Origin of the sequence: Peribacillus sp. Bi134 (genome assembly GCF_918698065.1) — a bacterium.
In the GTDB taxonomy this organism is placed as follows: Bacteria; Bacillota; Bacilli; order Bacillales; family DSM-1321; genus Peribacillus.
Genome location: NZ_CAKKLN010000002.1, coordinates 87,262 through 99,939, shown reverse-complemented (window position 1 = coordinate 99,939; position 12,678 = coordinate 87,262). Strand labels below are relative to the sequence as shown.

Here is a 12,678-nt window from a genome sequence, read left to right as displayed (position 1 = left end):
GGCCCGCCGTTTTCCTTATACTGAAGTTACTGCATGATTGAATGGTTGCAAATAACTCTGAAAAGGATTGAATTGAACATGAACGGTAAAAACCGGAAAGATATTACCCCAGGTGCCTCTGTGGACATTGTACTTAAAGCAGATCAACGCACCGGAAAACTGACAAGCGGCACTGTAAAGGATATTTTAACCAACTCCAGCACTCACCCTCATGGAATTAAAGTAAGGTTGACTGATGGGCAGGTTGGCAGGGTTCAAGTCATTCATAAGTAATGAGCACTCGGTCTTGGCCGAGTGTTTTTTTATGATCATTCGAACGAATTAATGACGATGGGGATATTTCAATCATGTTTCCCGTTCATAATTCGTACAATAGGGGTGAGATTATCTCTTATAAAGGCTGGTGTCAAAATGAATCAAGAATACAATGCCCCCGAAAGGGATTATTACCGCAATGATGATCATACATTGAAAGTTTCCGGCTCAGAGACGCTATCTGCTGCTCCGGATCAAGCCACGATCACCCTTGGAGTCATAACAGAGGATAAGGACCCGCAAAAGGCCCAGCAAACCAATTCCCAAGCTATCGCAAATGTCATCGCATCACTTAAATCCGCAGGCATTCCCGAAGAGCAATTGAAAACGAGTGATTACAGAATCGATCCACAATATGATTATATTGACGGAAAGGAATTGTTCAAGAACTATAAAGTCCAGCACATCATACAAGCCCAAACGTCCGACATCGAGAAAATAGGCAGCATAATCGACACGGCCGTCAGAAGCGGCGCCAATTCAATCACCAGCATCCGCTTCTCTTTATCAAATCCAGATGCATACTATAACCAGGCACTTTCTCTCGCCTTAAAAAATGCATATGAAAAAGCACTCTCCATGGCTCGAACACTGGGAATCTCATTGAACCCAGTCCCTAATAAGGTTGAAGAGCTATCCGAAACGGCAACCCCAATGCTTTATCAAACAAGTACCTTTTCAAAAATGGCGACTACCCCGATTCAGCCTGGTGAACTGAACATCACTGCCTCAGTAAGGGTGGAATACACGTACTAGCACTCACTAAATTCCATCCTAAAAACCCCCCTTGGCAACCCAATGGGGGGTTTTTCATTTTAAAAGACTACCGTTTTATTTTCATGAACAATCACGCGGTCCTCCAAATGCCATTTAACGGCACGTGCCAGCACCCTGCGTTCAGCTGAACGACCGATTTTCTTCATATCCGCGGCAGAATCACGATGGTCCACACGTTCAATATCCTGTTCGATGATTGGACCTTCATCCAAATCATTCGTCACATAATGGGATGTCGCTCCAATCAGCTTAACACCTCTGTCATAAGCTCGTTCATAAGGCCGGGCTCCAATGAAGGCAGGTAAAAATGAATGATGGATATTGATGATTCTGTTCGGATGGGCCGCTACGAAGTCCGGCGTCAATATCTGCATATACCTGGCCAATACAATAAGGTCCACTTTGAATTCTTCCAGAAGTCCAAGCTGTTTAGTCTCCACTTCCTTGCGTATATCCTTATTGGCAGGAATGTAATAAAACGGGATGCCCATCGATTCGACAATTTCCCTCGTATCTTCATGGTTGCTGATGACTAGCGCAATATCAGCCAATAAATCCCCGCTTTGCCACTCCCATAGCAATTCCAAAAGGCAATGGGGCTCCTTGGAAACGAAGATGGCCGTTCTCTTCAAATCACTGACATGGTTAAATGTCCATTGCATCGAGAATGCTGTCGAAACTTCCTGGAATGCCAGTTGCATACCCGCTGCCTTATCCTTCAATCCTGGACAATCGAACTCGATCCTGGTGAAAAAGGTACCGCCCTCAGGATTCATCGAATACTGACTCAATTCAACAATATTTGCATCATATTCTTTAAGAAAAGCCGTAACTGTCGAAACAATTCCCGGCTGGTCCGGACATTTTATAATCAAACGGCCTCTATCTTGATTTCTTTCGCGAAATTCCTGTAACTGCTCTTGCACAAAGTTGCTCACCATTTTCCCAACTGCCCTTCTTCTATTTTGCTATATTATACTTCAATTCATGGCAAAAATTAAAGTCAGTCAATCAATTCGGGATTGAATGCAAAGACCCCCCTACTTTAACAGGGGGGCAGTATCATATTGAAACGCGCTGTCTCAGTTTAGAGATGCTTTTTTATTTTATTATTTATTTCGTTTTTTTTCACCTAGACTTGCCGCTAGAGATAAAAAGATATAAGGGAACGCCAATAAAATTAAATCCGGAAACCCATAGCCAATAAACACTAAGTTATAATCTGGATGTTCATCCATATAATAACCGGCTCCCGCCATATATGATCCAACAATCAAATAAGTAATGAAAGATATAGTTAAATTACTTATAGTTAGAGCGTTTAATTTTATAGTAACTACAATTAACGCAAAGTAAACTAAATAGACAATCCCTAAAATAATTAACAGTAAAAAAATATAACCTGGATCAAATATCGCTTGATTCGAACTGCTAAACATATGAAATCACCTCTTACTTCAAATCTTTTATTCTTCCTTCTTTTTTGAACTTGATACATGGGAATTAAATGAAGCATCAGCTTTTAATTCAGCCCACATATCTTTTATTAATGAAAATTGAATTGTAATAATTTAATCGTATATAAAAGGAACTTGTTATACATTCCTACTTTGGAACAATGGGTTTCATTTTTGAGTAAATAAAGAGAAAGTGATGATATGAAATGAAGGTCTTTTATTCCAAGAGTCACTAGTTCTACTTTAGTAACACTTACAAAATCATTGATAAAGCTATCCTCTAGTCATATTTCATAGGTTTTAATCGCGGAAAAGTCGGCCTGATCACGGTCGGCTTTTTTATATTGAAATAGAAATTACCTATATGGAATTGAAAAGATACCATTAGTTCCCACCCTCTATTAATAGGCGCTATCATTCTTCCAATAAATAACTGGTGAATTTAAAGGAAATGAAGGCAAAGGCCGAGAACCTTTATGAAATGCATAGTTAAGGGGGATTCTTGAATGAAATGTCGGCATGATCTGGACAACCATTTTTATTTCAGTTTTTATTTTCCCTAGTTAATAAGGTTATTCACTGCCTTATAAGGGTATAGACCATTCTATTAGTTTTTTTCAAAGGGGGAAATGAAATTATCATGAAATCATCAGTTACATTCATTGTATCCATTCTGGCTGTTCTTGGTCTTCTGTCCGGCTGTGCTGAAAAGGACCAGCTGGAGGACGGGAGTAAGCTGATCAATGAGGACCAGTTTGTTTTCGCTGCTTCAGGTGAATTCAAGCCATTCAGTTATGTCAATGATGACATGACCGTAACCGGGTTCGATATTGAAGTTGGCGATGCAATTGCAAAGGAACTCGACCTAGAGCCAGTGCCTAAACGGATAAAGTTCAAAGGTATCGTGGAAGGTGTTAAAACCGGTCGGGCAGATGCCGCGGTTGCCAGTCATACAATCAATGAACAACGAAGTAAACATGTTGCCTTCTCTACCCCTTATTACTATTCAGGTCCTCAAATTTTTGTCCGTTCGGATAGTGATATTAAAACGGTTGAAGATTTAAAGGGTAAGGAAGTTGCGGCTTCTAAAGGCTCTACGTACGCAACCACTGCAGAAAAATATACAACCAATGTAAAAACCTATGACAGTGATATCACCGCCCTGAAAGCATTGAGCGGAGGGCGTCATGATGCCGTCATCACCGACTTCGTAACCGGCAAGGAAGCGACCAAGGAAGGTTTCGACATCGAAGGAAGGCAATTGATCGAACGAAGCGAGCAGGCCATCGTACTGCCTAACGACAACCCTCAGCTGCTTGCACGCATCAACGAAGCACTTGAAAACCTTCGGGAAGATGGAACTCTTGCGAAAATCAGCAAAAAATACTTTGGTGAGGACATCACAACTAAGCCTGAATAAAGATTGATAGAAAGGGAGTCATTACATTGCCAAGTTTTTCACATTTTTTTGATACATTATTTAGCTCCTCGGACGTATTCATCCGAGCCATGCTCCTCACATTGGAACTGACGGTAGTCTCCATATTGGTAGGTATCGTCATCGGTTTGCTATTTGCACTTTTAAAAATATCCAATATAAAAATTCTTGCATGGATTTCAGATACATATGTATTCCTGGTACGTGGAACACCTTTAATCGTTCAGATATTCATACTCTATTTCGGTATCAGCAATCTCTTCTTACTGCCGGACTTCTGGGCGGCGTCACTTGCCCTGGCCTTCCATAATGGAGCGTATATCTCAGAGATTTTACGTGGGACGATTCAATCCATCGACAAAGGCCAAATGGAGGCCGGACGCTCCCTTGGCATGAGCAATTCGCTCACCTTAAGGAGAATCATCTTGCCTCAAGCCTTCCGCCGCGCATTGCCGCCGCTTGGCAACCAATTCATCATCGGACTGAAGGATTCATCACTTGCAGCCTTCATATCCATGAATGAGCTGTTTAATGTGGCGACTACGTTAGGCTCGAATAATTTCGATGAAATGACTTATTTATTGATTGTAGCGGTCTACTACTTGATTCTAGTGGCATTCCTGACCATTATCGTCAATTTATTCGAAAAGAAACTGTCCATTAGTGATCGATAGGGGGAATTGAAATGGAACAAAAAGAAATGATTCGGATAAGGAATTTAAATAAATCGTATGGAAATCTGCATGTACTTAAAGATATTGATATGAAGGTACTCGATAGCGATGTTGTCTGTCTGATCGGACCAAGCGGTTCCGGAAAAAGCACCCTGCTCCGCTGTTTGAATTATTTAGAGAAGAAAGACAGCGGCCAAATCCTCATTGAAGGAACGGAAATCAATCCGGGTACCCATGATATTAATAAAATCCGCGAAAAAGTCGGAATGGTATTTCAGCATTTCTACCTCTTTCCTCATATGACCGTACTGGAAAATGTCATCGAAGCACCGACACACGTCAAAAAGGTCCCTAAGGCCCAAGCGATTGAAGAAGCAAAGGCATTGCTTGCAAAAGTCGGTTTATCAGATAAAGCGGATGTCTATCCAAGCAAGCTCTCAGGTGGCCAGAAACAGCGTGTTGCCATAGCCCGCGCCCTTGCCATGAAACCTGATATCCTGCTCTTTGATGAGCCCACCTCGGCTCTGGATCCCGAACTTGTCGGTGAAGTTCTTGCCACGATGAAGGAACTTGCCTTGGAAGGGATGACAATGGTAGTCGTTACACATGAAATGAGCTTTGCACGTGAAGTCGGGGATTGGATTGTCTTCATGCATAATGGTAGGGTTGTCGAAAGCGGACCGCCAAAAGAATTCTTCACCAATCCAAAGGAAGAGCGTACAAAAGAATTTTTGCAAACGACAGTCTTTTGATTTCAATTCTAAAATCTGTCTGTTAGCGAGATTATAAGCAATACAGGCGTGAATTCCTGTATTGCTTTTTTTGAATGAAAAAGGATTTATTGGTTTCCTTAATATCCAGTTAAGTAGTTCCCTAAATTACCTGATTAAAGTTTCAGGGATATTTCGGCTCCGATTGTACAAACTAAATACTTGATGAATTGTTTCAGATAAACCCTGATTCCGGCTTGAACATGGAAAAATATCTGTATTTATGGTATATATACAGGTAAAATTAAAAGAAGTATATAAATGAAAGAGGTCGAATTCAGTTGGAAAATAACTCTTCGAATTTTATTAAAAATATTATAAAAGATGACCTAGAGTCCGGAAAACATGATCATGTCATCACCCGCTTCCCTCCCGAGCCGAACGGATATTTACATATCGGACATGCCAAATCAATCATTTTGAATTTTGGGGTGGCTGATGATTTCAATGGGAAAACTAACCTTCGTTTCGATGATACGAATCCGTTGAAAGAGGATATTGAGTTTGTTAACTCCATAAAGGAAGATGTAAAATGGCTCGGTTACGACTGGGATAACCTTTTCTTCGCTTCCGACTATTTTGATGAAATGTATAAAAGAGCTGTGCTGCTCATCAATAAAGGACTGGCATATGTGGACGACCTTAATGCCGACCAAATCCGTGAATATCGCGGAACGCTGACAGAGCCGGGGAAAGACAGCCCCTACCGAAATAGAACCGTCGAGGAAAATCTTGAACTATTTGAAAAGATGCGCAGCGGCGAATTCGAAAACGGCAAAAAAGTATTGCGTGCAAAAATCGATATGAGCTCACCTAACATTAATTTGCGTGATCCCGTCATATACCGTATCTCCCATACTGAACACCATAATACCGGCAACAAATGGTGCATCTACCCAATGTATGCCTTTGCCCACCCAATTGAAGATGCCATCGAGGGAGTCACACACTCCATTTGTACCCTTGAGTTCGAAGATCAACGCCCTCTTTATGACTGGATCGTTGAGAATTGTGAAATGGAAAGCAAGCCAAAACAATATGAATTTGGCCGTCTTAACCTGACCAATACAGTAATGAGCAAGCGAAAACTGAAGCAGCTTGTCGATGAGGGCTTCGTGGACGGCTGGGACGACCCGAGGATGCCTACTGTTTCAGGCTTGCGGAGACGCGGGTATACACCAGAAGCGATTCGTGCATTCTGCCAAGAGATAGGCGTCGCCAAAACAAGCGGTGTCGTGGACTCTCAAATGCTTGATCATTTCGTGCGGGAAGACTTGAAGCTGAAGGCTCCACGGACTATGGCCATCCTGAACCCGCTTAAAGTGGTCATCACCAACTATCCGGAAGGCGAGATAGAATGGCTGGATGCTGAGGTCAATCCGGAAGTTCCGGAAATGGGCACACGCCAAATCCCGTTTTCACGTGAAATATATATCGAACAGGACGATTTCATGGAAAACCCGCCGAAAAAGTATTTCCGACTTTTCCCGGGCAATGAAGTTCGTTTGAAACATGCTTATTTCATTAAATGTGAAGAAGTGATAAAAGACGATGCCGGTAACGTCATTGAACTTCGCTGCACATACGATATTGAAACGAAAAGCGGATCGGGTTTCACTGGCCGTAAAGTAAAAGGTACATTGCACTGGGTAGAAGCTTCACAAGCCGTTTCAGCGGAATTCCGCAACTATCAGCCTTTAATCTTGGATAAGGAAAATGATGAAGAGGAAGAAAAATCATTCCTGGACCGGGTAAACCCTGATTCTATAGAAATTTTACAAGGATTTGTCGAGCCTAACATGAAAGATGTTAAGCCTCAGGATAAATTCCAATTCTTCAGGCATGGCTATTATAATGTTGATTCAAAACTCACTGCGGCCGATCACTTGGTCTTCAACCAAATCGTCGGGTTGAAAAGTTCATTCAAGTTATAGAATCACGAAAAAGAACCAGATTCCTAGCGGGATCTGGTTCTTTTTCATTTTCTGCACCCTTATATCATTTTTTCTCGTAAAGTTTGATCCCTTGCTTGGAAAGAGCCTGTTTAAGAGTACTATGTGTCGAAACCTGACTAAAATCAAGACCTAACTGAATCGATGTCTGGGCCACTTCAGGACGAATCCCGGAAATGGTCGATTGAATGCCTAACAGGTTCAGGGTACTTATCAATTGATAGATCTGTTGGGCAACCATCGTATCCAAAAGGGAGACCCCCGATAAATCGATGAATAAGTGTGTGATATTTTTGCTAATGCATTTGCTTGGAGTCCCATTCAATATTTCCTTTGCCCGATAGGTATCGATTTCACCGATTAACGGCAATACCGCAATGGCATCAACAATGGGAATGACAGGTGCGCCCAGTTCATTAATCAGCTCCTGTTGAGCAAGGAGTCGTTCTTTTGTCAAAAGGTAATACTGCTCTGTGAACTCACGGTTCAATTGATCGAAGGCATGATTAATAAGCCGGCTCCACCGGATGATTGTATCCTTCGTTATCTTCGTATCCATGAGCATATAATCAGTGATGAAGGCCCAATATGTTTCGCGAACCTTATTAAGCGCTTCCAACACTTCGTAAATAGGGGTGTCAGATTCAACCCTGCTCTTCGCGACAAGTGTGGCCCACTGCTCCATCGTTTCAATAAAAGCAGTTTTATCTTCAAGCAAAGCACTGGTCACTGTCTTGATCGTCAATGTATTCTGTTCCCTAAGCAGCTTTTCGATTTCCTCATTAGAATCCATTGAATAGATGGATCCAGACTGTTTTTCCCTTAAAGCCAGCCAGTTTTCCGTAATCTTCGACGAGTTATCAAGGATATATTGATATAAATTTTCATCTATTTTATCCATTTGTGTTCCCCTATCTCCCTAGTTATTTCATTTTAAAAAGTAATAATAAGTCACCATATCCCTCTTTCTCCATTTCATTTCTAGGAATGAATCGAAGGGCCGCAGAGTTTATGCAATATCTTGTGCCTTTAGGGCTTGGGCCATCAGGAAAAACATGTCCAAGGTGGGAATCGGCGTCCCTGCTGCGCACCTCGGTCCGGGTCATTCGATGGCTGAGATCGATTTTTTCATTGACACTTGCCGACATGATGGGCTTCGTGAAGCTAGGCCACCCACAGCCGCTATCATACTTATTCCGCGAACTGAATAGAGGCTCCCCAGAAACGACATCCACATAGATGCCTTCTTCAAAGTGATCCCAATAGGCATTATCGAAAGGCGGCTCCGTGCCATTTTCCTGGGTGACATGAAACTGACTCTCCGTTAAGGTTTTTCTAAGGTGTGCATTATCCTTAGGCCAATTTTCTTTAATGAAAGCATCCCGTCCTGAGCCTTTACGATATAATGCATAGCGAAATTGATTTTTTCGATAGAACTCTTGATGATATTCCTCAGCGGCGTAAAAATTCCCCGATGGTAGAATACCCGTAACAATAGGTTTCTTAAACCGCCCGCTCATAATTAAGTCTTCCTTCGATTGTTCTGCCTCCTGTTTCTGACGTTCATTAAGATAGAAAATGGCTGCTTTGTATTGCTTTCCCCTATCCGAGAACTGCCCCTCGTCATCCGTAGGATCGATTTGATGCCAGAATATCTCCAATAAGGTTTTATAGGAAATGATTGATGGATCGAATACCACTTGAACCGCTTCAACATGATCGGTCGAACCGGTAATCACTTGTTTATAACTAGGTGCGGCAAATTTACCGCCTGTATAACCCGATGTCACTGAAATAATACCATCCATTTCATCAAAGGGAGCAACCATGCACCAAAAGCAGCCTCCTGCAAAGATAGCCGTTTCTTTTCCATCCATCGTCATGCTAAAACTCCCCTTTCACGCCTGTCATTTTATGTATTATATACCAGCAGGCCAAACACCTTCAAAATATTGTATCTTTGCTGCACACAAATATAAAAGAGGCACTTAGGAGTAAACCCAAGTGCCCTTTTATGTTAGATTCGTTATTTAAAGTATCACACTTACAATGATCGCTGATAGGATGCTGACAAGAGTCGCACCGTAAAGCAGCTTCAAGCCGAAACGGGCTACAACATTTCCCTGTTTTTCATGAAGTCCTTTGACTGCACCGGCAATGATTCCAATTGATGAGAAATTGGCGAATGAAACCAAGAAAACCGAAACGATCCCTATCGTCCTTTCACTCAAGGCTGCTGATGCGTCCCCTAAGCTCAGCATGGCAACGAATTCATTGGTTACCAGTTTCGTCGCCATGATTCCGCCAGCAGTCACGGTTTCGGAAATCGGTATACCCATGATAAAGGCAAACGGTGCAAAGATATACCCCATGATGTCTTGGAAGCTGATGCCGAAAATCATGTCGAATAAGCTATTGATCCCTGCGATTAATGCAACGAAACCAATTAACATCGCTGCTACAGTGATAGCAACTTTAAATCCATCCATGATATATTCCCCAAGCATTTCGAAGAAAGACTGCTTCTCTGCCCCTTCTTCAACAGGGAGAATATCCTCTTCATCCGTTACGGTATAAGGATTGATAATGGATGCGATGATAAATCCACCAAACATGTTAATAACAATTGCCGTCACAACGTACTTTGGTTCAATCATCGTCATATATGCGCCGACGATCGACATCGATACAGTTGACATCGCTGATGCACAAAGCGTATACATGCGAGATGGCGGAATGGCACCGAGTTGTTTTTTCAAGGTTATGAAAACCTCGGATTGGCCCACTATTGCTGATGCTACCGCATTGTAAGATTCCAATTTACCCATTCCATTCACCTTACTTAGAAGGAATCCAATCCACTTCATGATGAACGGAAGGATCTTGAAGTGCTGTAAAATCCCGATTAATGCTGAGATGAATACGATAGGAAGAAGGACATTTAAAAAGAAAGGCGACGCTCCTTCGTTCACAATCCCGCCAAATACAAAGGTTATCCCTTCATTTGCCCATTCTAAGAGTTTTCCGAAACCATCGGCAATCGAATTGATGATCACTAAGCCAAACTTCGTGTTTAATAATAAATAAGTTAAAATAAGCTGAATGACCACCATGAGGATGATCGGTTTAATTTTAACTTTCTTCCGGTCACTGCTGGCTAAGATAGCTAGTCCAAAAACAATAAGCAGTCCTAAAATTGCAATCAGAAATTTCATATATTCTGCCTCCACTAAGGGTGAATTTAATGTTCGTGCATTAATAGTAGGATACCCTCAAAAAATTTATGCAAACGTTTTCTCTTTCATCCAAAATACATGTACGTACCTCTCCAGAAGTCTATATTAAACTAATATTTTTTTAAGTGCAATTATTATTTCCCTTTTTAAAATAACAATTAGTGACAATAAGCGTTTCGTGAATTAAAAAAGAAGGCTCCCCATCGAAGGGAACCTTCTCTTTCCTTAAATAGTTTCGACTATTTAGGCAGCTGTTTTTCTGGATATCATCGTTGTCGCTAATCCAGCGCCTCCAATTACAAAGATGATGATGGATGCGGACAAGCCACCTGCCCCTTGATAAAAGTCGATGAATTTCCCTGCAAAAGAGTCTCTGCCTTGGAAACCGCCACCGCTTGGCATCTCCCCTGTAGTCCCGGAACCATTTGGCCCTCCTTGTGGAGTGCCCTGCGTATCATTAGATGCCGTTTCCGTAGATGAATCATCGGTCGCCGTACTGCTATTAGCCGATTCTACCGTAACATCCGTTTCTATTGTGTTGCGATCGGCAGGCTGACCCATCACCGCCTGTCGGTTCATGGGTTCAGTGCCGCTGCCATCCACATACATCATGATCCCGATGACTGCTTGGGCCATTATAAGGATCGAAGCCAATATTCCTCCCAAAAAGTGTAACTTACCAAGTCTTTTCATTAATGATTCCCCTCCGAAAATAACTGTATTTATAAGATGATTATCTAAAAAGACCCTTAACTTTTCCTTAAGCAACAAGGAAGAAAGTAAGGGTCTTTTACTATTGGATGACTTCTTAAGGCGGATTAATTTTTCCTTTGATTTCTCGGAAAAGTGATTTCGAAACGGGTGCGTTCATTCAGTTCACTCGTAACCTTGATGTTCCCTTGATGTGTGTTTACAATCCATTTGGCTATGGATAGACCTAAGCCTGACCCTTCATTTGTTGAACGGGATTGCTCAACTTGATAAAAACGGTTAAAAATCAAGGGGAGATCTTCCTGCGGAATGCCTTTTCCATTATCCTCCACAGTAAGAATGATGGATGAAGCATTCTTGATGCAGGATAGGGAAATCTTCCCGCCTTCCTCGGTGAATTTCATGGCATTATCCACCAATATCACCAACAGCTGATGAATTCTCTCTTTATCACCATGAAACACCACCTGTTCGGGAGCATGGCTAATGATTGATTTTTCTTGAAAAGATGCTATATCCGTATACTGTTCCACGATATCCATAAGTAAGTCATCAAGGAAAAAGTTTGATTTCTTAACCTCCATTTGATTTGAATCCGTTCTGGTCAAGGTCAAAAGTCCGTTTACAAGCTTATTCAATCGCCGGACTTCTTTCGAAATGATGGATATATCAACGGCTTTTTCCTCGATTGTCGCGTTCGGTGATTGAAACAGCAAATCAGCCCGCGATTGAATGACAGCAAGAGGCGTTCTAATTTCATGCGAAGCATCCGAGACAAACTGCTGCTGCTGATCCCAGGATTTCTTGACCGGGATCAAAGCCCGTCCTGCCAGAAGATAGCCTGCGCCAACCGCCACTAGACTTCCAATTCCTCCACCAACAAACAATATGAGCAGCAAGCGATCGAGCATTTCCTTTTCTGTATCCACATTCCTGATGAATTGTACGGCCATCTCTCCATACCCTGTATCGACCTGGGTGGAAAGGGCCCGATACGTGTATCCATTCACTGATATTTCTTCAATGTCATCAAATGTTTTAGGGAAAAATTGTTGTTCATTGACCTTAAAAAAATTGTCTACACTCAGTCTTGGCTCAATGATCGTATCATCCGGTCCCCAAACGATGACACTTGGCCCCGGACCTAAGAGAAACTCACCTTGCGGACGTCCGCCTGGCATGCCGCCATTATTGAAATCCCTGTAATCCTTTATAAGTGAATCATTTACATCCTTATAGATCTGGTCTTCCGTATAGAAATAAATCGTTCTGCTTAATATGGCTATTAAGACAATAAAGACGATAGAATTCAATAATGTTAGTTGAAGCCGTGTTTTTTGGAACATAA

General features: G+C 41.9%; 13 protein-coding genes. 6 read left to right on the top strand and 7 right to left on the bottom strand.

Annotated elements, in window-relative coordinates; all coding sequences use genetic code 11:
• Positions 1 to 78 precede the first annotated feature (78 nt).
• Positions 79 to 273 (top strand): YwbE family protein, encoded by a 195-nt coding sequence (locus LQ188_RS03445; protein ID WP_034316239.1) that lies wholly within the window; start codon positions 79 to 81, stop codon positions 271 to 273.
• 138 nt (positions 274 to 411) lie between these two features.
• Positions 412 to 1,071: an SIMPL domain-containing protein gene (locus LQ188_RS03440; RefSeq protein WP_157831076.1), complete on the top strand. Its 660-nt coding sequence runs from the start codon at positions 412 to 414 to the stop codon at positions 1,069 to 1,071.
• A 59-nt stretch (positions 1,072 to 1,130) separates the two neighbouring features.
• On the opposite strand, the gene purU is transcribed toward LQ188_RS03440, so the two are convergent.
• Positions 1,131 to 2,030: a formyltetrahydrofolate deformylase gene (gene purU / locus LQ188_RS03435; protein WP_101224023.1), complete on the bottom strand. Its 900-nt coding sequence runs from the start codon at positions 2,028 to 2,030 to the stop codon at positions 1,131 to 1,133.
• A gap of 171 nt (positions 2,031 to 2,201) precedes the next feature.
• Positions 2,202 to 2,531 (bottom strand): hypothetical protein, encoded by a 330-nt coding sequence (locus LQ188_RS03430; RefSeq protein ID WP_230176059.1) that lies wholly within the window; start codon positions 2,529 to 2,531, stop codon positions 2,202 to 2,204.
• A 658-nt stretch (positions 2,532 to 3,189) separates the two neighbouring features.
• Between LQ188_RS03430 and LQ188_RS03425 the strand changes: the two genes are divergently transcribed.
• From LQ188_RS03425 to LQ188_RS03410, 4 genes are all read left to right on the top strand, one after another.
• Positions 3,190 to 3,969 carry a transporter substrate-binding domain-containing protein gene (locus LQ188_RS03425; RefSeq protein WP_230176058.1) on the top strand — a complete coding sequence of 260 codons (780 nt, stop codon included), beginning with the start codon at positions 3,190 to 3,192 and terminating at the stop codon, positions 3,967 to 3,969.
• A 26-nt stretch (positions 3,970 to 3,995) separates the two neighbouring features.
• The gene (locus LQ188_RS03420; protein ID WP_048685680.1) at positions 3,996 to 4,661 is read left to right on the top strand and encodes an amino acid ABC transporter permease; all 666 of its coding nucleotides are present in this window, start codon (positions 3,996 to 3,998) and stop codon (positions 4,659 to 4,661) included.
• An 11-nt stretch (positions 4,662 to 4,672) separates the two neighbouring features.
• On the top strand, positions 4,673 to 5,413 hold the full coding sequence (locus LQ188_RS03415; RefSeq protein ID WP_095390614.1) for an amino acid ABC transporter ATP-binding protein: 741 nt from the start codon (positions 4,673 to 4,675) through the stop codon (positions 5,411 to 5,413).
• 299 nt (positions 5,414 to 5,712) lie between these two features.
• Positions 5,713 to 7,365 carry a glutamine--tRNA ligase/YqeY domain fusion protein gene (locus LQ188_RS03410; RefSeq protein WP_230176057.1) on the top strand — a complete coding sequence of 551 codons (1,653 nt, stop codon included), beginning with the start codon at positions 5,713 to 5,715 and terminating at the stop codon, positions 7,363 to 7,365.
• A 64-nt stretch (positions 7,366 to 7,429) separates the two neighbouring features.
• Here the strand turns inward: LQ188_RS03410 and LQ188_RS03405 are convergent, their stop codons facing one another.
• The 5 genes from LQ188_RS03405 to LQ188_RS03385 all read right to left on the bottom strand — a co-directional run bounded on the left by LQ188_RS03405 (position 7,430) and on the right by LQ188_RS03385 (position 12,676).
• The gene (locus tag LQ188_RS03405; protein ID WP_230176056.1) at positions 7,430 to 8,284 is read right to left on the bottom strand and encodes an STAS domain-containing protein; all 855 of its coding nucleotides are present in this window, start codon (positions 8,282 to 8,284) and stop codon (positions 7,430 to 7,432) included.
• Between the two features lie 22 nt (positions 8,285 to 8,306).
• Positions 8,307 to 9,266, bottom strand: coding sequence for a peptide-methionine (R)-S-oxide reductase MsrB (gene msrB, locus LQ188_RS03400; protein ID WP_230176055.1), 960 nt, complete (start codon positions 9,264 to 9,266; stop codon positions 8,307 to 8,309).
• Positions 9,267 to 9,413: 147 nt separating this feature from the next.
• The gene (locus LQ188_RS03395; RefSeq protein ID WP_101223930.1) at positions 9,414 to 10,598 is read right to left on the bottom strand and encodes a nucleoside transporter C-terminal domain-containing protein; all 1,185 of its coding nucleotides are present in this window, start codon (positions 10,596 to 10,598) and stop codon (positions 9,414 to 9,416) included.
• Positions 10,599 to 10,862: 264 nt separating this feature from the next.
• The gene (locus LQ188_RS03390) at positions 10,863 to 11,312 is read right to left on the bottom strand and encodes a hypothetical protein (RefSeq protein WP_230176054.1); all 450 of its coding nucleotides are present in this window, start codon (positions 11,310 to 11,312) and stop codon (positions 10,863 to 10,865) included.
• Between the two features lie 125 nt (positions 11,313 to 11,437).
• Positions 11,438 to 12,676 carry a HAMP domain-containing sensor histidine kinase gene (locus tag LQ188_RS03385; protein ID WP_230176053.1) on the bottom strand — a complete coding sequence of 413 codons (1,239 nt, stop codon included), beginning with the start codon at positions 12,674 to 12,676 and terminating at the stop codon, positions 11,438 to 11,440.
• Positions 12,677 to 12,678: the final 2 nt, after the last annotated feature.